The organism is Propionispora sp. 2/2-37, assembly GCF_001298735.1.
Taxonomy (GTDB): Bacteria; Bacillota; Negativicutes; order Propionisporales; family Propionisporaceae; genus Propionispora.
In genome coordinates, this window is the sequence record NZ_CYSP01000023.1 from 1 (window position 1) to 19,449 (window position 19,449).

At 43.0% G+C, this 19,449-nt stretch carries 21 protein-coding genes and 1 tRNA gene; 18 read left to right on the forward strand and 4 right to left on the reverse strand.

Annotation, left to right across the window (positions count from 1 at the left end):
* Positions 1 to 27: 27 nt before the first annotated feature.
* Positions 28 to 771: a GntR family transcriptional regulator gene (locus P22_RS18415; protein WP_054261706.1), complete on the reverse strand. Its 744-nt coding sequence runs from the start codon at positions 769 to 771 to the stop codon at positions 28 to 30.
* A 237-nt stretch (positions 772 to 1,008) separates the two neighbouring features.
* Here P22_RS18415 and rpe (P22_RS18420) point away from each other — a divergent pair, with 237 nt between their 5' ends.
* From rpe (P22_RS18420) to P22_RS18455, 8 genes are all read left to right on the forward strand, one after another.
* Positions 1,009 to 1,677 (forward strand): ribulose-phosphate 3-epimerase, encoded by a 669-nt coding sequence (gene rpe, locus P22_RS18420; RefSeq protein WP_054261707.1) that lies wholly within the window; start codon positions 1,009 to 1,011, stop codon positions 1,675 to 1,677.
* Between the two features lie 20 nt (positions 1,678 to 1,697).
* Positions 1,698 to 2,153: a ribose 5-phosphate isomerase B gene (gene rpiB, locus P22_RS18425; protein ID WP_054261708.1), complete on the forward strand. Its 456-nt coding sequence runs from the start codon at positions 1,698 to 1,700 to the stop codon at positions 2,151 to 2,153.
* Positions 2,153 to 2,824, forward strand: coding sequence for a ribulose-phosphate 3-epimerase (gene rpe / locus P22_RS18430; RefSeq protein ID WP_054261709.1), 672 nt, complete (start codon positions 2,153 to 2,155; stop codon positions 2,822 to 2,824). The genes rpiB and rpe (P22_RS18430) overlap by 1 nt, the downstream gene beginning before the upstream one ends.
* Positions 2,825 to 2,872: 48 nt before the next feature.
* Positions 2,873 to 3,550, forward strand: coding sequence for a transaldolase family protein (locus P22_RS18435; protein WP_054261710.1), 678 nt, complete (start codon positions 2,873 to 2,875; stop codon positions 3,548 to 3,550).
* Between the two features lie 232 nt (positions 3,551 to 3,782).
* Positions 3,783 to 4,961 (forward strand): ROK family transcriptional regulator, encoded by a 1,179-nt coding sequence (locus tag P22_RS18440; RefSeq protein ID WP_235814721.1) that lies wholly within the window; start codon positions 3,783 to 3,785, stop codon positions 4,959 to 4,961.
* Between the two features lie 184 nt (positions 4,962 to 5,145).
* Positions 5,146 to 5,661, forward strand: a complete 516-nt coding sequence (locus tag P22_RS18445; protein ID WP_054261712.1) for a transcription repressor NadR — start codon at positions 5,146 to 5,148, stop codon at positions 5,659 to 5,661.
* Between the two features lie 123 nt (positions 5,662 to 5,784).
* On the forward strand, positions 5,785 to 7,104 hold the full coding sequence (locus tag P22_RS18450; RefSeq protein WP_054261713.1) for an MFS transporter: 1,320 nt from the start codon (positions 5,785 to 5,787) through the stop codon (positions 7,102 to 7,104).
* 107 nt (positions 7,105 to 7,211) lie between these two features.
* Positions 7,212 to 7,286, forward strand: a tRNA-Arg gene (locus tag P22_RS18455).
* A gap of 315 nt (positions 7,287 to 7,601) precedes the next feature.
* On the opposite strand, the gene P22_RS20805 is transcribed toward P22_RS18455, so the two are convergent.
* Positions 7,602 to 7,760 carry a CopG family transcriptional regulator gene (locus P22_RS20805; RefSeq protein ID WP_156319055.1) on the reverse strand — a complete coding sequence of 53 codons (159 nt, stop codon included), beginning with the start codon at positions 7,758 to 7,760 and terminating at the stop codon, positions 7,602 to 7,604.
* 127 nt (positions 7,761 to 7,887) lie between these two features.
* On the opposite strand from P22_RS20805, the gene P22_RS20180 reads away from it, so the two are divergent.
* From P22_RS20180 to P22_RS18485, 7 genes are all read left to right on the forward strand, one after another.
* The gene (locus tag P22_RS20180) at positions 7,888 to 8,052 is read left to right on the forward strand and encodes an Arc family DNA-binding protein (protein WP_082378560.1); all 165 of its coding nucleotides are present in this window, start codon (positions 7,888 to 7,890) and stop codon (positions 8,050 to 8,052) included.
* A 501-nt stretch (positions 8,053 to 8,553) separates the two neighbouring features.
* Entirely contained in the window at positions 8,554 to 11,247 is a 2,694-nt protein-coding gene (locus tag P22_RS18460) for a sigma-54-dependent transcriptional regulator (RefSeq protein ID WP_216598113.1), read from the forward strand.
* Positions 11,248 to 11,542: 295 nt separating this feature from the next.
* On the forward strand, positions 11,543 to 11,950 hold the full coding sequence (locus tag P22_RS18465) for a PTS sugar transporter subunit IIA (protein ID WP_054261714.1): 408 nt from the start codon (positions 11,543 to 11,545) through the stop codon (positions 11,948 to 11,950).
* Between the two features lie 30 nt (positions 11,951 to 11,980).
* The gene (locus P22_RS18470) at positions 11,981 to 12,454 is read left to right on the forward strand and encodes a PTS sugar transporter subunit IIB (RefSeq protein WP_054261715.1); all 474 of its coding nucleotides are present in this window, start codon (positions 11,981 to 11,983) and stop codon (positions 12,452 to 12,454) included.
* A gap of 27 nt (positions 12,455 to 12,481) precedes the next feature.
* A complete protein-coding gene (locus P22_RS18475) occupies positions 12,482 to 13,255 on the forward strand; it encodes a PTS mannose/fructose/sorbose/N-acetylgalactosamine transporter subunit IIC (RefSeq protein ID WP_054261716.1) in 774 nt (257 codons plus the stop codon).
* 2 nt (positions 13,256 to 13,257) lie between these two features.
* Positions 13,258 to 14,073, forward strand: a complete 816-nt coding sequence (locus P22_RS18480) for a PTS system mannose/fructose/sorbose family transporter subunit IID (RefSeq protein WP_054261717.1) — start codon at positions 13,258 to 13,260, stop codon at positions 14,071 to 14,073.
* 24 nt (positions 14,074 to 14,097) lie between these two features.
* On the forward strand, positions 14,098 to 15,462 hold the full coding sequence (locus P22_RS18485) for a sn-glycerol-1-phosphate dehydrogenase (RefSeq protein ID WP_054261718.1): 1,365 nt from the start codon (positions 14,098 to 14,100) through the stop codon (positions 15,460 to 15,462).
* Between the two features lie 53 nt (positions 15,463 to 15,515).
* Here the strand turns inward: P22_RS18485 and P22_RS20185 are convergent, their stop codons facing one another.
* Positions 15,516 to 15,689: a YjfB family protein gene (locus tag P22_RS20185; RefSeq protein ID WP_082378561.1), complete on the reverse strand. Its 174-nt coding sequence runs from the start codon at positions 15,687 to 15,689 to the stop codon at positions 15,516 to 15,518.
* Between the two features lie 214 nt (positions 15,690 to 15,903).
* Here P22_RS20185 and P22_RS18490 point away from each other — a divergent pair, with 214 nt between their 5' ends.
* Positions 15,904 to 16,491: a nitrogen regulation protein NR(II) gene (locus P22_RS18490; RefSeq protein WP_054261719.1), complete on the forward strand. Its 588-nt coding sequence runs from the start codon at positions 15,904 to 15,906 to the stop codon at positions 16,489 to 16,491.
* A gap of 225 nt (positions 16,492 to 16,716) precedes the next feature.
* Here P22_RS18490 and P22_RS18495 read toward each other — a convergent pair whose 3' ends face one another.
* A complete protein-coding gene (locus P22_RS18495) occupies positions 16,717 to 17,130 on the reverse strand; it encodes a MerR family transcriptional regulator (protein WP_054261720.1) in 414 nt (137 codons plus the stop codon).
* A 133-nt stretch (positions 17,131 to 17,263) separates the two neighbouring features.
* Here P22_RS18495 and P22_RS18500 point away from each other — a divergent pair, with 133 nt between their 5' ends.
* Together P22_RS18500 and P22_RS18505 are read left to right on the forward strand one after the other, a co-directional pair.
* On the forward strand, positions 17,264 to 18,445 hold the full coding sequence (locus P22_RS18500) for an iron-containing alcohol dehydrogenase (RefSeq protein WP_054261721.1): 1,182 nt from the start codon (positions 17,264 to 17,266) through the stop codon (positions 18,443 to 18,445).
* Positions 18,446 to 18,492: 47 nt separating this feature from the next.
* Positions 18,493 to 19,413, forward strand: a complete 921-nt coding sequence (locus P22_RS18505) for an aldo/keto reductase (protein ID WP_054261722.1) — start codon at positions 18,493 to 18,495, stop codon at positions 19,411 to 19,413.
* Positions 19,414 to 19,449 lie beyond the last annotated feature (36 nt).

Consider the following 19,449-nt stretch of genomic DNA (forward strand, 5'->3'; position numbering starts at 1 on the left):
AAACAAGGTCAAAGTGACCTTGTTTTTTTATTTTATCAATTCCACGATGAATTTGTTACGGTCACCGCGGTATTTTAGTTTAGAGAACTCAATGACTGCCCCGCTTTGCAGGTAGGCTTTGGTCTCAAAATACAGGATGGGATCACCCTCCGGAATTTCAAGCAGCTGCGCATCGGTTTCGTTTGCTTTTTGCGCTTCGAAGAAACGTCTTACTTTTTTTATAAACAGATTATTTTTCTCGAAGGTTTTGTAAATGGATTGTTCTTTAAGGTTTATTTCCATAATTTCCGGGCATAAGGCATAGGGAATATAGGTGCTAACCAGCACAATCGGCTCATCATTCGCATAGCGCAGTCGCGATAGTTCAATGACTTTATCAGCCGGTTCAACCGCAAGAGCCTGAGAGAGTTCCTCATCTGCCGGAATTAGCTTTAACTTCAGTACTTTAGTTTTGGGTTTGATACCCTTCCGCAGCATACCTTCGTTAAAATTTTCAATGATATGGACAAATTCCTGATTGATTTTAGGTTTGGTTACAAAAGTTCCCTTACCTTTTAAGCGCGACAAGTAGCCTTCATTAACCAATTCGTTAATGGCCTGCCGGACTGTAGGACGGCTGATACCAAACATATTGGAAAGTTCTATTTCGGTGGGCAGGCAGTCGTGCTCTTTAAAGTTTCCCGTCCGTATTTCGTTTAAAAGCAGTTGCTTAAGCTGATAATAAAGTGGTACGGGCACATTTTTGTTTAATTCTTTATTTGCAAAACTCAAAATTAGCCTCCTGAACAATACGAAACTTTGTGATACCGGTGAACCCCGGGAGAATGTATCTTATATTATAGCATATCTGCTGTAAGTATATGTTAGTTGTATTATAACCGGTGATTGACTGATTGACAAATAGCGAATTGAACTGTTACAATACGAGTATGTAAGTATATGTTAGTATGTACTATCATATTTGTTGTATTCGATTAAATGCAGGAAAGAAGAATAGGAGGTTCTGACATGAGCGTTGTTCTTTCCCCCTCGCTGCTGGCGGCGGATATGGGATATTTGGCTCAAGAAATACAAATTTTAGAAGAAAATAATATCACGGCCCTGCACATTGATGTAATGGATGGGAATTTTGTTCCCAATATTGCTTTTGGACCTGATCAGATAAAAATGCTGCGTCCCTTGACGAAGATGAAATTTGATACTCATTTGATGGTTATGAACCCGGAACGGTATATACAAACCTTTGCCGATGCCGGTGCGGATTTAATAACCGTTCATGCGGAAGCTTGCATCCATCTCCATAAAACCATTCAAATGGTCAGAAGTAGCGGTAAGCAGGTGGGGGTGGCCCTGAATCCGGCTACACCGCTGGAAGTCCTGGATTATATGTACGATCTACTGGATTTGGTTTTGATTATGACGGTGAATCCCGGTTATGGCGGTCAAAAACATATCGTGGCCATGCAGGAAAAGATAGCGCAGCTCCTGGCAACGAAGCAGTCCGGCCGGTATGGGTTCGAAATTCAGGTTGATGGCGGTATCAATGCAGAGAATATACAGGATGTCGTTAAAGCGGGGGCCCATAATATTGTGGTAGGCTCTTCCCTGTTTCAAAAAGGAAAGACCAGAGACAATGTGCAGGCCTTGGCGGCAATATTGGAAAAATACAATAACTAGCTGTTTAGAGGAGGGGGAATATGAGAATCGCAATAGGGTCTGATCATGCCGGATATGATATGAAGGAGCAATTGAAAGGTTTCCTGGCAAAGCGATCCATTGAAGTTTTGGATTGCGGTCCGGATACCGGTGATAAACCGCCGGAATATGTGGCCATAGCCAAACATGTAGCCCAGCAAGCGGCTGCCGGACAGGTTGATGGCGGCATTTTGATTTGCGGAACAGGCATAGGCATGTCGATTGCCGCGAATAAAGTGCCGGGTGCCAGGGCCGGGCTGTGTAATGAATTGTTTTCGGTAAAATATGCTAAAAGCGATGTCAACATTAATGTCTTGTGCATGGGCAGCCGCATCATCAGCCAGCGTATGGCGGAAGAGATCACAACGCTGTGGTTGGACATCCCTTTCAGTGGAGGACGGTTTATACCCAGGTTACAGAAAATAAGTGAGCTGGAAGTAGAAATGAGGGGTTGCTGATGATTAAAATAGCTGCTTCCATTATGTGTGCCAACCAGCTGAATCTGGCCCGGGAGCTTGACCGCTTAGAAGCAGCCAGGGTGGATATGCTGCATTGTGATGTGATGGATGGTTCTTATGTGGCCAACCTGGCCATGGGCCCCTATGTTTTGGAGGAAATCCGGGCTTATACCAGTATACCGCTGGATATTCATTTAGCGGTGGTTGAACCGGAAAAATATATCAAATTGTTTGCCGGCTGTAAACCGGAATTTATATCGGTTCATGCCGAAGCTACCCGTCACCTCCACCGGACATTGGATATGATTAGGGAAATCGGAGTGAAGCCGGTCGTGGCGCTTAATCCCTCGACACCGCTGCCAGCACTACGGCATGTATTGCACGAAATTGACATGGTGCTTGTTATGACAGTGGACCCGGGGTTTGCCGGGCAAAAGTTTGTTACCAGCGTTTTGCATAAGATCCGGACACTGAGGGAAATGTGTTGGGAACGGGGCCTGAATCCTTTGATCGAAATTGACGGAAATATTAATAGTCAGACCATTCCACCGGCGGTAGCAGCGGGAGCTAACGTGCTGGTAGCGGGGACTTCTTCTATTTTTAAAGGTGAAGATGCCGATTATGTCTTGCTGGTTCAGCAGATGCGGGATTCGGTTAAAAAAATAAGTTAGGACGGCTTATTCAGTCGATAAAATTATAGGTAAGAGAGGAAGATTAGCATGAAAATTCTTTTGGATACGGCAGACGTACAGTATATAAAGAAAGCGGTGGATCTTTTCCCTGTTGACGGGGTAACAACCAATCCGACTATTTTAGCCAAAACGAAAAGACCGTTTTTGGAAGTATTGCAGGAAATTCGCTCCATTATCGGACCACAGCGTTCACTTCATGCCCAGGTGTTAAGCCAGACTGCCGAAACCATTCTGGTGGAAGCCGGCTGTCTGGTCGAGAAACTCGGAAAAAACACTTTCATCAAAATTCCGGTGATTCCGGAAGGATATAAGGCCATGCGCCTGCTCCATGAAAGGGGAATCGGCGTTACGGCAACAGCCGTGTTTACGGCGCAACAGGCACTTATGGCGGCGAAAGCGGGAGCCGACTTTGTTGCTCCCTATGTCAACCGGATTGATAATATTTGTGGAGATGGTGTACAGGTCGTTGCCGATATCGTTCATATTTTTCAGGCAGGCGGTTTTGAAACGGGAGTTTTGGCGGCCAGCTTTAAAAATGTTGACCAGGTCCATAAATGCAGTTTAGTGGAGGCACAGGCGGTAACTGTCAGTGAAGACGTTTTTGCGAGCCTGACCAAACACCCGTTGACCGACTGGAGTGTCAACAAATTTGTTGAAGATTGGGAAGCTGTCTATGGCAAGGGAACGTTAATCAGCCCTAAGTAAGCTGTGCTGGTTTTTGCTGCATTTATAAGCTGAGTCGATTATTTGACTCGGCTTTTTCTTTTGTGAAACATTTTACCTCAAATTAGTGCCATATGTTAATAATATTATTTAATAAGTTGCAAGCTGAGAAGGATTTAAAGAAAAAAAATAGAAGTGTAATAAGGTAAACTTAATAAATGTTATAAAAAAGTTACAGAAAAATGAAAAAATCTAGTGGGAGGAGTGTATTTTGGTGGCAGTATGTATTGACAAAGTTACCAGCAGCGTTAATGATTTGACCGTTTTGAATACTATTAGGCGACGTGGCCCTATCTCGAGAATTGACATCGCCCGTTTGACGAACTTGACACCTCCCACTGTGATTAATATAGCCAATAAATTGCTGGACGCGGATCTCATACTGGAATACATGATCGGAGAATCCAGTGGGGGGCGCCGTCCCTTGCTGTTAAAAACCAATCCGGGCTTTGCTGAACTTGTTGTTGTGTTGATTCGTTCGAAAAATATTGAAATTTACCGGACTGATGCGGAAGCGGAAATTATTCAAAAAATAACGCGTAATATAGAGAAATCCGAGACTAATGAGATACTGGAATGGATGCTGGAGGCAATTGAACAGTGCCGGTCGGAAGCCAAAGCACCGATAGCGGCCATTAGCGTGGTGGTACGCGGTCCGGTTAATTCTGCGGCAGGAATTTCGCTTTACGCCCCTTCAATCGGCTGGCGTAATATTCCTCTAAAGTCCATAATCGAAGATAAATTTCAATTACCGGTTTTTGTGGAAAATGATGTGAAAGCAATCACGCGTGGCATTTACTACCATGATTTGATCAAAGAAACAAGCAATGTAGTCATTTTAAAGGTGGGACACGGCATTGGTGCCGGTATTATTATTAATGGAGAGTTGTATCGTGGCATGACGAACAGCGCCGGGGAAATCGGGCATACGATTATTGATGTCGCCGGTCCGGTATGCAGTTGCGGCAATTATGGCTGCTTCGAGGCGTTGGCTTCGGAAACGGCTTTGGAGGCATCGGTGGTTAGGGCGATCAAAGAAGGTCAAAGATCTATAGTTTCTGATTTGGTGCAGAACGATTTAGAACAGGTTAGTGCGGAAGCCGTTTATCAGGCGGCTGCCGCCGGAGATGAACTCTCGATAGCTGTACTTAAGCAGGTTGCCCGTTATCTGGGGATGGGGGTGGCTAACATTTTTAATATTTTTAATCCGGAGATGGTGGTCATTGGCGGCGGTTTGGAGCGGGCTCAGTACTATATTGAGGAAACCGTTCTGCAGACAGTGGAAGAACGGGCCATGGGAAATTCGTTCCGGGCCGGTGAAATCCGTTTTGCCACCATTGAAGAAAGCACCTTAAAGGGAGCCGTTGATACGGCTTTGGCCGAAGTTTTGTAACCTATCAGAGGAATGTAAATAAAGTAGCAAGGCGGGGCTGGAATGTACAGGCCCGTTTTTTGTTATCTCGTTTTGAAAGATGGCAAAGCTGCAGAATAGAGTAAGTAAACAGGTGGTGAAACAGGAATCTTCCTTTTATAATGAGAATATGGAAAGATGCTATAATTAGTAACGGGGTGAGATGATGGAAGCAAAAGAACGCAGGGCGCAATTATTAAATGCATTAAGGCAGGCTAAGGAGCCGCTGACCGGAAGTACTTTAGCCCGGGAAATGGGAGTAAGCCGGCAGATTATTGTTGGTGATATCGCTATTTTACGGGCTGCCGGAGTTAATATTTATGCGACTCCGCAAGGGTATGTTTTGCCAATGGAGAATGTATCCCAGCCGCTCACCGGGACACTGGCCTGCAAGCATAGCCGCCGGCAAGTGGCGCAAGAACTGGAGATTATCATTGATCACGGCGGCAAGGTCAGGGATGTGATTGTGGAACATCCGGTATACGGAGAAATACGGGCCAACCTGATGCTGTCGTCACGCCGGGATATCGCAGATTTTTTAGCTGCACTGACGAATAGCGGAGCGGAGCCGATTTCGATTGTGACGGGCGGCGTACATTTGCACACGGTGGAAGTTCCTTCGGAGGAAGTTTTCCGGGAGATAGAGGGAGCGTTGAAAGCGGCGGGGATTTTAATTCACTGACCTACTGTACATCTTCATAACCGGAATTGGCAAAGATAATTATTGTCATGGCAACGGATACGAACTATAATAAACATTGTGACAAGACTGGTGTCAATACAAACGGTTTTAGGAGGATGACGGATGGATATTATTAGTCGTTTGGAACGCATTCCGGTAGGCGGTTTCCATTATAAATTACTGTTGATTACCGGTTTAGGCTGGATGTTTGATGCTATGGACACAGGGATTATTGCTTTTGTATTACCTTCTTTGGCGAAAGCATGGGGACTGACTTCGACTGAAATGGGCTATATCGGCAGTATCGGACTTATAGGAATGGCTTTGGGGGCTGTTTTGGCGGGGACGGCTGCCGACCGGCTCGGCCGTAAAAAGATGTTTGCCTTCACCCTGGTTTTGTATAGCATAGCAACCGGTTTATGTGGAATAGCCTGGAATTATGAATCGTTATTGATACTCCGGTTTTTGGTTGGCTTTGGTTTAGGCGGGCAGCTGCCGGTAGCGGTCACTCTGGTGAGCGAATACGCACCTCCTGCCAGCCGGGGAAAGTTTATTGTTTTGCTGGAAAGCTTTTGGGGGCTGGGCTGGCTGGCTGCAGCGCTGATTGCCTATCTGCTGATTCCGCATTATGGCTGGCAAATGGCCTTCTTTATAGGAGCGATTCCGGCCTTATATGTATTTTATCTTTGGCAATGGATCCCTGAATCGGTGCGCTATTTGCTGGATAAAGGCGAAGTCGATCAGGCGCATGCCATTGTGAGACGCATTGAACTCAGCGCCGGTCTGCCGGTGGATAACCGCGTGGTTGCTCCACCGCAGCAGGAAGTAAGCTGGGCTGCCTTTGCCGATATATGGTCGCCGGAATTTTTTAAAAGAACGCTGGTGCTGTGGATATTATGGTTTGGTATCGTATTTTCCTATTACGGTATTTTTACCTGGCTGCCTTCGCTAATGGTAGGACAGGGGTATACGGTGCTGAAAACCTTTGAATACGTATTAATTATGACACTGGCTCAGTTGCCGGGGTATTTTGCTGCTGCCTATCTGGTTGATAAAATTGGACGCAGAGCTACCTTAGGCAGTTTTCTTGCACTAAGTGCCGTATCCGCCTACTTCTTTGGACAAGGCGGCAGCCCGGCGCTGGTACTGCTGTGGGGAAGCCTGATGTCCTTCTTTAATCTGGGGGCCTGGGGTGTTGTATATACGTATACTCCGGAACTCTATCCCACCCGGATACGGGCTTTAGGTTCCGGCTGGGCAGCGGCTGTTGGCCGTTTTGGCGGGATTTTGGCCCCGACCGTTGTAGGCTATATGTTGGCAGGACAGGGCGGTTTCCAAATGATCTTTACTATGTTTACTGCCGTTATGCTGGCTGTCGGTGTGATCGTATGGCTGGCAGGAGAGGAAACCAAAGGAAAAACCCTGGATGAGATCAGCAGATAATCCTTAAAATTTCGAGAGGTATATGCTGTCTTGACATAAAAAATAGTGGACATTTAATTAGAAGGTATGCTATAATAATATTCGTGTTTAAGTGAGTGTTATTATATGCGCCCGTAGCTCAGGGGATAGAGCACCGGTCTCCGGAACCGGGTGCGCAGGTTCGATTCCTGCCGGGCGCACCACTAGTAAATACGCACCTCGCGGCAATTATGCTGTGAGGTGTTTTTGCGTAATGGTGCTTATTTTGGTGCTTATATTGTGTAAAAAATAAAATATTTTTACCAATGTAGTTGGTCTTTGTGTTACTTTAATAATGATAACATTAAACCGCTACCTGGCACTTTTGGCACGATAGCGGTTTTGTCTGAGACGTACCCATATAATATGGGTGCTTTTTTATTTTGTGCATAAATAAATCATGGCGCCAATAATCATCCATAATATAGTTCCCAATATTATTCCGTTAATCATGCCCTGGGCCGGGCGCAATTTATCATTCATAATTTATGTACTTCTTTATTCATATAATCTTTTAATGCTAGTAATAAAATAGCATTTTTAGATACTCCAATTTTCTGAGCATAAATCTTGATTTTTTTATCTACGTTGGATGGAATGCGGGCACTGTATTTAACAATTTTACGTTCTTTTGACATAATAAACCTCCTCCTTTGACACTATAATAGTACTATTATGGTGTCATGTCTATAGTATATTTGCGGATTTTATAGCAAAAAATCAACTATTGTGGTATCATAATGACATTAAAATGGGGTGATTTAAATGAAGAAAGAAAAAGAATTTGACGATGTTAGAATGACGTTCCGTATCCCTGCTGATATTTATAAGCAAATTTCCGAATCTGCCAAGAAAAACAGAAGGTCACTTAACAATGAAATGGTAATAGCATTAGAAGAGTTTTTAAAAAATACTAAAACCGACAAATGAGTATACAGGCTATATTTTATTAAAATCCATGTCATTTTCTATGATGTTTGTTGGTGGTTGTTTTTTACTCCGGAACCGGGTGGGCAGGTTCGGTTGCTGCTGGGTACATTATAAGGGAATGTACGCCTTCCGGCGATTTTAGCGGAAGGCTTTTTTAATGAATATCTGTTATTTTTGAAAAATGAAATATAAGAGAAAAATAATAGTAAGTGCCTGAACTTCTGTCTAACTTTCTGTACCGAGCCGTTTTCGAAAAGAGTCAACAGGAGGACTTTATTGATGGGCATGGAAAATTCTGATACGTAAATTAATTTTGAGAGTATTGCCTTTAAGAAAGTCCTCAGCTATGATTGATTGGGAACTTGAGCTTTGCCTTCCTGTTTTTTGGGTAAAAGCTTATTGAAGGTTATATTCATTGAAAGAATTTGTTTTACGAAAAATTTGGTTTAACTAGGTCTTCTTATATGTCATCCATGCAGAAAGTTCTGGGAGTGATGTGAATTGCTGAAACATCATGAAAGTGCAGCAAATGATGAAATGAGAAAGGATAAAGTTTTAAAAATTTTATTACAATTTACGGAGCCTGTGGTAAATGAAATTATTACAGCGAATGACAAAATTGGATTCTCGGCAAAAGATATTGCCGATTCTCTCCAGTTATTGCGTAATAATGTAAGTATGGAACTTAATATTCTGGTTAGAGAAAAGAAAGCAGTTAAAATTACTGGAAAACCGGTACTGTATTTGGCTGTTTTACCACTAGAAGCTGCCTATGACTGTGTCTTGGAATCTGTAGTGTTTAAAGATTTTTCTGAGTTACAGGCTTCGCTTTTACACGATGCCTCGAAAATGGAAGAAAGCATATTGGGTATTTCGAAAAACATGTCTGGGAAGCATGCCGAAAGTAAGGGAGAAACTGCATACGGGAATAGAAAGCAGGACTCAGGTATTTTTGAAAGCGTTTTTGGTGTGTATGATGATCTGCAGGTGCAGATTAAACAGGCTAAGGCCGCTATCTTATATCCGCCGAACGGGTTGCATACTTTGATAATCGGTCCTACCGGCAGTGGTAAGACAACCTTTGCCGGAGTTATGTATCGCTATGCGGTGGAAAATGGCAGGCTGCCGGCCAATGCGCCATATATCATTTTTAATTGTGCTGATTATGCGGAAAATAAACAGCTTTTGCTTTCCCATCTGTTTGGGCATGTTAAAGGGGCTTATACAGGGGCGGAACGGGAAAAAAAGGGATTGGTCGATCAGGCTGATGGCGGTATTCTGTTTTTAGATGAAATTCATCGTTTGCCGCCGGAAGGCCAAGAAATGTTATTTTCATTGATTGATCGGGGGGAATATCGACGATTGGGAGAAACGGAGGGTGTACGTTCGGCAAATGTTTTAATTATCGCTGCAACGACAGAGGCTCCACAGTCAGCCGTGTTAAGCACTTTTTTACGGCGTATTCCGCTTATTATAACGCTGCCAAGCATAAGCGAACGCCCGTTGAAAGTTAGAATGCTTTTAATTTGTCAGTTTTTCCGTGAGGAATCAATGAAAATTAAAGTTCCCCTAACGGTATCGAAAGAAGTTCTGAAAGTTCTGCTGATTTATAAGTGCCAGGGAAATATCGGGCAATTGCGCAATGATATTCAATTGCTCTGTGCCAATGCGTTTATTGAATATATAACCGCTAGAGAAGAAGCAGTGTATGTCAAGCTGTCTCAATTGACCGATCAGCTTAAAGAAGGCATATTTGCCATGGATGAAAAGCGTCAGGAAATTATGCAGAATTTTAATTTGAATGATTGCGGATCGATTACTTTTAGCGGCAATGAAAACAATTTAAGTGAAAATTTAAATGATATTATGTTATTTGACGAATATCAAATCGGTGAAGATTTTTACGAGTTCATTTTAGAAAATGCGCAGAAGCTTTATAGCGAAGGGCATTCTATTAGGGAAATAAAAGAAAATATTAGTGCTGAAATGCAGCTGAGACTGCATCAGACACTTGGCAAAGCAAAGGCGCATAATGTGAAAATGGATCAGGAGATATTGTCTAAGATCGCTACACCGGATATTGTGAATATTATCGAAGCGGAGTTGAAAGCAGCACCCCATTTGTTGGGACATGCCGTTGATACGAAAGTAATTTATGGTCTGGCCTTGCACATGGAAACCCTGATTGAGCGCCTACGCCAGGGGCATATTACTATTTATCCGGATATTGCCAAGGTCAGCAATAAATACCCGGAGGAATATAAAGTTGCGGGAAAAATCAAATTGAGAGTAGAAAGGGCCTTACACATTCATATTCCGAATGATGAAACGGCTTTTATTGCGGTATTTCTCCATTCCATGCAGGCTAGGGAAAGCGGCAAGGTACAAGTCGTCGTTATGGCCCATGGCCATTCTACAGCGAGTAATATGGTGGAAGTGGCTAAAGTTTTACTGGGTTATGATTGTATTCACGCATTGGATATGCCAATGGAATCAAAAGTTGAAGAAACGCTGGAAGAGGCAGTTAAACTTGTTCAGCGTATTCACCAGGGAAGCGGGGTATTATTTCTGGTGGATATGGGTTCACTGACGACTTTTCCTGAAATTATAACCAAGCGTACCGGGGTTCCGACCCGCATGATTCGAATGGTAAGCACCCCGATGGTGATTGAGGCTGCCCGTAAGGCAATGCTGCCCAATATGACCTTACAGAAGATTGAAGAGAGTGTCCTTACAATGAGTTCATTTATCGGTGAACGTGTAAAGGTCGAGGAAGTTAGTTCAGCAAATAAAATTGCTGAAATTGAGCCGCAAATTTCTATTAAGCCTCTTTCGGGCAGAGTGATTTCCATGTTGGCAAATGTTCTTGTCTTTTTGAATATTCACAAGACCTGTAAGGTATTGGAGGAAATTTTTAATGGCATAATACAGGATTACCGTCTGGAAGCAGATGACACCATTTGCTTGAAGTTCTATTTTCATTGTGCTTGCATGCTTGAACGTATCATACGGAAAGAACCGCTTCCTTATAATAATTTCGCTTCGGTAAAACAGGAAAAAAGCGAGTTATTTCAAATCATTAAGGAACGCTTTATCCTAGCGGAAGAGGTGTTTGGTGTTTCCCTACCGGATACTGAAATTGCTTATATTGTAGAAATGATATTACTTCATTATAATTTAGCTAACACAGAGTAACCGGCATAAAGAAAAGGATTTTACTTTATATGTTGTAATACGCATTGCGATACACATATTACGATATTTTACAATACACATTACAATACACATTGACTGCGAGTGAGATTTTGAGTATATTATTTCTCCTTCTTAATTTTACGTAAAGCAAAAAATCAAATAGTCTTATAAAATGTATGTTTAATCTAAAGGTGATTTAATGCCAACTATGCCAATACACATGTCGATGTGTATTGGCATAGTTTTTGCAATTTATTTAGAGCGTAAGTTAAGAAAAGCGTAAAGGAGGTGTACCATGATTGGAATTTTATTATTGACACATGAAGATTTTGGCGCAGCAATGTTAAAGAGCGCATCACTAATTGTCGGTGAAGTGCCGGGAACTTTATCGGTCGGGTTAAATCGCGGCGACGATATTGCCATGTTTTGTGACCTGGTTCAACAGACAATTGAAAAAATTGACGAAGGAGACGGAGTGCTCGTATTTGTCGATTTATTTGGTGCAAGTCCGTACAATGCAATGGCTATGGCAAGTGCTCGTGTCAAAAATAAGTTCCGCTGTATTTCGGGATTGAGCTTTCCCATGTTGTTGGAGGCATTAACGATGCGTGCATCTTATAATCTGGATGATTTAGCAGTGCATTGCATGAATTCTGGAGCAGAAGGAGTCAAAGAGTTAATCGCGGAAATGGGACGCATGTAATTCAAAAAGGTAAGATAGGAGTGCTTTGAAATGCTAAATATTGTGCTGACAAGAATTGATGACCGTTTAATTCATGGCCAGGTTGTTACTGCCTGGTCCAAAGTCACCAAGGCCAACCGTATTATTGTTGTGGACGATGAAGTAGCGCTGGATGATTTTATGGTAAGAATTTTAAAAATGGCAGCACCAAGTTCATTTAAAATCGGTATTCATACAATTGCTGACGCAAGCGGAATTTTGAAGGGAGAAGATACGGGGGAGCGGGTCATTATTTTGGTAAAAACCCCGGAAACGGTAGAAGCTTTAATGGACAATGGCGTGAACATTAAAGACTTGAATTTAGGCGGGATGGGGGCGACACAAGGGCGTAAGCAGTTATATCGCAATATTTCCATTTCCGACGATGAAAAATCCTGTTTTAAAAAATTGATTGAGCGCGGCGTTAATGTTTATGTACAAATTGTACCGGACGCCTCGCCGATGGATATTAAAACTTTATTTTAAAATATAAGAATGCAAGGGGGATTAACAATGGAAGTATCATTGCTTCAGGCTGCTTTAATTGGATTTTTCTATTATCTTTCGTGGAGCCCATGGTGCACGTATGTTGGATTTTTTACTCTTAACAGGCCGCTGCTGGCAGGGTTTATCACAGGCATTATTCTGGGGCAGCCATTAGAGGGGGCGCTGATTGGTGCCGGGATTAACGTTATTTATCTCGGTTTTATTTCGGCAGGCGGGGCACAAATGGGCGATCCTTCTTTCGCCGGGTATGCGGGAACTGCCTTGGCGATTATTTCCAACCTGGATGTAAGTACAGCGATGGCAATATCGGTTCCGCTGGGGACGATTGCGACTGTGCTTTGGATCGCCAAAATGACAGTAAACTCCTTCTTCGTTCATTGGGCGGATCGGGAAGTTGAAAAAGGAAATCTTAGCATGCTGCCTTTTATCAATGTTATACCGCCACAGATATTATTGTTTATAGTAAGTTTTATTCCGGCTACTTTGGTTGTATATTATGGACCTGGTGCAGTGAACGGAATGCTGAGTGTTTTAACCCCTAATATTTTGCATGTATTTAATGTTATTGGCGCGATGCTTCCTGCACTGGGGATCGCTATGAACCTGAAATTGATTGGCAACGCTTTCACAATGCCATTTTTTGTTCTTGGAATCATTTTATCTGTTCATTTTAAAATGGACATCATCATTATTTCGATCATAGGCGCGGTTCTCGCGCTAACCATTAGCGCAATGAAGCATAATTCCAATAATCAATCGACGAGCGAAGGAGGTATGTAATCATGGCGGAAACCAAATTATCGAAAAGTGACGTAGTTAAATCCTGGTTTAATTGGTTTATGTTTGCCCAATCCAATTACAATTATGAACGTTTGCAGGCAACTGCATTTGCCCATGCTATGCTGCCGATTATAAAGGCATTATACAAAGACAAAGAAGAACAGAAAGCCGGGGTTACCCGTCATTTATCGTTTTTTAACACGGAACCGATTTGTGGATCTGTAATTCATGGGGTAACAGTAGCTATGGAAGAGGAACGGGCCAATGGTAAACCGATCAGCGATCAAGCGTTCAACGGAATTAAAACTGGTTTGATGGGGCCAATTGCCGGCATTGGTGATACCTTGACACAAGGTGTTATTACGCCCATTATGCTGGCAATTTGTATCGGTATTACAAATAATAATAATATTGCCGGTCCCATCATTTTCCTTCTTGCCCAGTTTCTTATTATGACTTCAATTTCCTATAGTTTGTGGATGAATGGTTACAAATACGGTCGTATGGCTGTCGAGGAAATTATGTCCGGCGGTAAAATTAACCGTGTAATTGAGGCTGCTTCCATCTTAGGAACGCTGGTTATGGGAGGACTGGTCGGACGGTTTATTCCCCTGCAGTTTGCTTTGAATTATGATTTGGGAAGTGGCGCAAAGTTCAGCCTGCAAGCGGATTTGCTTGATAAGCTTATGCCTGGTCTTATTCCGCTGGTGTTGACTCTGGTTGTGTTAAAAATGGTTCGGGCCGGCGTATCGCCAATTAAATTGATGGGGATATTGATTGTTTTTGGCGCTGTTACCGGAGCTTTGGGAATATTTTAACCTGCAAATATAAGAAGGGATACCATGATGAATTTGACTTTAGAAAATATCGATAGTTGTTCACTTTCTGATTTACTTGGCAAATCACTGGATTGTCAGTGTGGTAAATCGCATCAGATTAACATGAAAAAAGTGGTTATTGAACAGGGAGCTATCGCCAAAACGGCAGGAGTCTTACAAGAGTTAGGCTATAAAAAGGCACTGTTAATTTCCGATTCCATTACCTGGGACATTGCTGCCTCCAAAGTAGCGGAAGTATTAACGGAAAATAATTTTGACTATAAGCCATACATTATCAAAGGGCGCATCATTCCGGACGAGAGAATTGTCGGTGACCTTGTCATTCATGCGGAGCATGACTTTGATGTTATCCTGACAGTGGGGGCGGGCGTATTAAATGATCTTGGTAAATTCGTCAGCTTTAAGCTGGGGATTGACAATATTGTTGTTGCCACGGCTCCATCGGTCGACGGTTTTGCCTCGCAGCATGCAGCGCTGGTAATCGGTAATTTAAAAATATCCTATGCTACAGCATGCCCTAAGGCGATTATCGGTGATGTGGATGTACTCAAAGAAGCCCCTATGCCGATGATCATGGCCGGCTGGAGTGACCTTATGGGCAAATATTCGGCATTGAGCGATTGGAAAATCAGCCGTATCGTTAATGACGAATACTATTGTGATGTTATTAATAAGATGGTCTATAAGTCAATACAGATATGTAAAGATAATATTGAAAAAATAAAAGAGCGTGAACCTGAGGCTATCCGGCATATTATGGAAGGTCTGGTATTGACCGGCATTGCCATGAGTTTTATTGGTAATTCCCGACCCGCCTCTGGCTCTGAACATCATATATCACACTGCTGGGAAATGGTAGCGCTGGAGGAAGGCAAAAAAATAGCGCCCCATGGTGTTCAGGTCGGTGTTGCCACGACGATGATAACAAAATTATATAAGAAGCTTGCTGCGGCGAAAGTAGATTTTGCTAAAGCGACCGGGCTTGCCCAAAAATTTGATCAGGCCAAATGGGAAAAAGGTATGGAAAATTATTTTCATGGCAATGCCCAGGGGTTAATCGAAGAAATAAAAGCTGACAAGAGGTATTCTGTAGAAAAGCGCTTGACACGGATTCAAAAATTAAAAACAAAATGGCCGGAAATTCAAGCCATTCTGGAAGAAATACCATCTTCAGAGCAAATAAGTGCCCTTTTAGAAAGTGCCGGCGCGGCGGCAAAGCCCCAGGAGATTGCTATACCGGCACAGGAAGCAGCCGATTCAATACGCATGGCCAAAGAAGTACGTCCTAAATATACAATTTTAGGTGTATTGGATGACTTGGGATTACTCGAACAGTTTGCGGAAGAGATGAAGGCCGATTTTAGCTGATAAAAGCAATGTTCTACGAAAAAAACGCCCCGTGTAAACGGGGCGTTTTTTACTTAAATACTTACATCAATACTGTTTCCAAGGGTAGCAGAGGGTGGAACCAGCATTGCTAACATCTCTGCATTATTTGTTTGACTCGTATCCATAATTTTTTTTAATACCTGGATACCTACTTCGGTTTGTGTCTTACTAAGAGAATAATCAATCGAAAGAGCAGCAATATCCATCTAATTTCCCCCTTATAATTATCATTTTATTACTGTCGCTATATTTTGGCAATATATTCTTCTATATTTAAAAATTATCTATTTCGGCATTGTTTCGACAAGCAATCCATGTTCGCTGCACAAGTTTTTATTGTAAATATCTAAAGGAATTTATACAGAAAAATCGAAATAAGTAATATTTGTATGCTGATTTTTCACTAAAGCAGGTGAATTCATGTCCTTTAATCTATATTCCCGGGTAGTGACCAAAGATTTTAAAGATTTCATTCTTAATGAAATGCCGCTGGCAGTAGCAATTGCCAACGAAGATATACGTGTGCAGGCAATTAACCGGGCGGCGAGGGGGTTCTTCTGTACAGCTTCAGACGAGGTACAAATGAGAAAATGCGGAGAACTTTTACGGTGTGTGCATGCATCACGGCCTGGGGGCTGCGGATCAACTCCGGCTTGCGTGGAGTGTGTGTTGAGAAGAAGCATACTATTGGCTTTAGAAGGCCAGACTATATCACGGAATAAAGGTAGTTTTCACGTTTTCAGGGATGATATGATCGTTCAACTTACTCTGTTAATCACGGCATCTTCTATAAACTATGACAACAGTGTTATGGCCATTGTGTTAATTGAAGATGTTTCCCTGATTACCGAGTTAGAAGGGTTATTGCCGCTTTGTTGTTCCTGCCATAAAATACGGGATGAAAATGGTAATTGGATTTCTTTAGAGCGATACATTGCCCAGCACAGTGAAGCAGAGTTTACGCATGATTATTGTCCACAGTGTCTGGAAGAACTTAAGAGAGATTGACAAGCTTAAAGACAGCTAAAAAGAACTGATGGTATGATAATAAAGCAAATTGCACCCGGCCTATTCTTGCCAGGTGCAATTTGCTTTATTGGAGCCCGAACTGCATTAAGTTGGATTTACCCCAATCTCCCTCGATTTTGTTATGTAAAAAGGATGCCGGTTTGCCGTTAATGACTAATGAATTCCCTGTTAACGGGCAAATGGATTTTTCATTGCTGTTCCCCGTCAAAGAAGTTTGATGGATGGCTGTATTTTCTCAGAGGAATTATCTTCCATATGTTTTTGGTACTGTGCGGAAAAATAATCTATTTTATGGCAAACTTTTTCCAAATGTCTATACAACTCCTGAATTTGTTCCTCCACGTGTTTTTTGTGATCAATCAGCATTTCGCAGCGGCATTTCAACGTCTGATTACCTTGTGTGCTTAATTCCACAAATTCCCTGATTTGCTTGATCGACATGCCGGTTTTTTTCAAGCAGCAAATTAAGCCGATCCATTCCAGGTTGTCCTCAGAATAATGGCGGATTCCACTTTTACTCCGCTCAACATTTGGTAGCAAGCCTTCTTTTTCATAATACCGCAAAACGTGTGCGCTTAAATTTGTTTTTTCTGATATCTGCTTAATTGAATATCCCATGCCGAACTCCCAGATTCTTCTAATTAATGCTTGACTTAAAGTTAACATTAAGTCTTATAATCATATCATAGTGGTTTTAAAAACTGATTGTCAAGACTCTTGCGGGAATGAAAAAGGTAAGGGGGAAAAGATTGTGCTGAATTTTGATTTTTATGCACCGGCCCGGATTCTCTTTGGCAGGGATACACAAAAGGAAATTGGTGCCTTGCTGAAGCCTCATGCTAAGAAAGTTTTGTTGCATTACGGGGGCGGCAGTATCAAAAAGAGTGGCCTATACGATACCGTGGTTGATTCTTTAAAGGAAAGCGGTGTGGACTTTGTGGAACTTGGCGGTGTAAAGCCGAACCCCCGTCTTTCTCTTGTTTACGAGGGGATTGCGCTATGCAAAAAGGAAAGCGTCGATCTGGTTCTGGCTGTAGGCGGCGGAAGTGCGATTGATTCCGCCAAGGCTATCGCCATGGGCGTATATTATGACGGCGATGTCTGGGATATTTACGAAGAGAGCAAACCCGTTGACAAGGCACTTCCGGTTGCCACCATCCTGACCATTCCTGCGGCCGGCAGCGAATCAAGCGGCGACACGGTTATCACCAACGAAGAAAAACAGATGAAGTTGGGATATGGCAGCCCGAAACTGCGTCCCCTGCTCAGCGTTATGAATCCGGAGTTATTTTTTACACTGCCGAAGAACCAGATTGCCAACGGTGTGGCCGATATGATGAGTCATGTTTTTGAACGTTATTTCACCAATACTACGCATACTGATTTGACTGACGGCCTTTGTGAGGCAATATTGAAAACTATTATAAAAAATGCCCTTCTTGTGATTAAGAATCCCCAAGATTATGATGCCTGGGCCGAGGTCGGTTTTGCCGGTACAGTTGCCCACAACGGTCTTGTAGGGATGGGACGTGAGCAGGATTGGGCTTGCCATGGCATGGAGCATGAGCTTTCTGCCATTTACGATGTTGCCCACGGCGCGGGACTGGCGGTGCTTACTCCCGGCTGGATGCAGTATGTCTACAAAGACAATATTAGCATGTTCCTGCAATTTGCAGTTAATGTAATGGGTGTAAATGGCAGTTATCGTGATCCCGAGGGAATGATTCTGGAAGGTATAGCCCGTTTACGCGAATTTTTTGCTAAAATGGGGCTTCCTGCTAGTTTAGCGGCGATTGGAATCGGAGAGGATCAGCTGGAACTGATGGCCAAGAAAGCAACCTGGGCTGCGTACGGCAATGAAGAGTATCCCCTCGGTGGATTAAAGAAACTGTACTGGCAGGATGTATTGGAGATTTATAAACTAGTAAAATGAAAGGTAGAAGGTTTTATTGTAAAGAACATCATCCAGGGAGGCAGGTTATGAGAACCATACAACTGGGACAATCAGAATTGCAGGTACCGGCAATCGCTGTCGGCTGCATGCGCATCAACAAGTTGGAAAAACCGGCGGCCGAGCGATTTATTAAAACTGCCATGGAAGAAGGAGCGACTTTCTTTGATCATGCGGATATCTATGGTGATGGGACCTGCGAGGAGATTTTTGCCGAAGCCATTGGTATGAACAGCGGTATTCGTGAAAAAATCTTTTTGCAATCTAAGTGCGGCATTGTTCGTGGAAGGATGTTTGACTTCTCGAAAGATCACATCCTTGAATCGGTGGAGGGCAGCCTGAAGCGTCTCCAGACCGAGTATCTGGATGTACTGCTTCTGCACCGTCCGGATGCATTGGTAGAACCGGAGGAAGTTGCTGAGGCATTCGATACTTTGCAAAGTAGTGGCAAGGTTCGCAATTTTGGTGTTTCCAACCAAAACCCCATGCAGATCAAGTTGCTTCAAAAATATGTAAAACAGCCTATTGTGGCAAATCAGCTCCAGCTTAGCATCGCTCATGCCGGTATGATCAATCAGGGACTGCATGTCAATATGCTGGATGATTCCGCTATCAACCGGGACGGCAGTGTTCTTGATTTTTGCCGCATACATGATATTACGGTACAGCCTTGGTCGCCTTTTCAGCACGGTTTCTTTAAGGGCGTGTTCCTGGATAACACGGAGTTTCCGGAGCTTAATGCCAAGATAAATGAAATAGCCGCTACTTATAAGGTGAGTAATGTCACCATTGCCATGGCCTGGCTGCTGCGTCATCCGGCGCGAATGCAGCCGGTGACCGGCACCATGAACGTTGAACGTCTAAAAGATTGTGTAAAAGCAACAGAAGTCAGCCTTACACGGGAGGAATGGTACGCAATTTATCTTGCGGCCGGCAATACTCTGCCTTAAATAATGAACTGATAGACATCCCCGCACTGGGCCCAG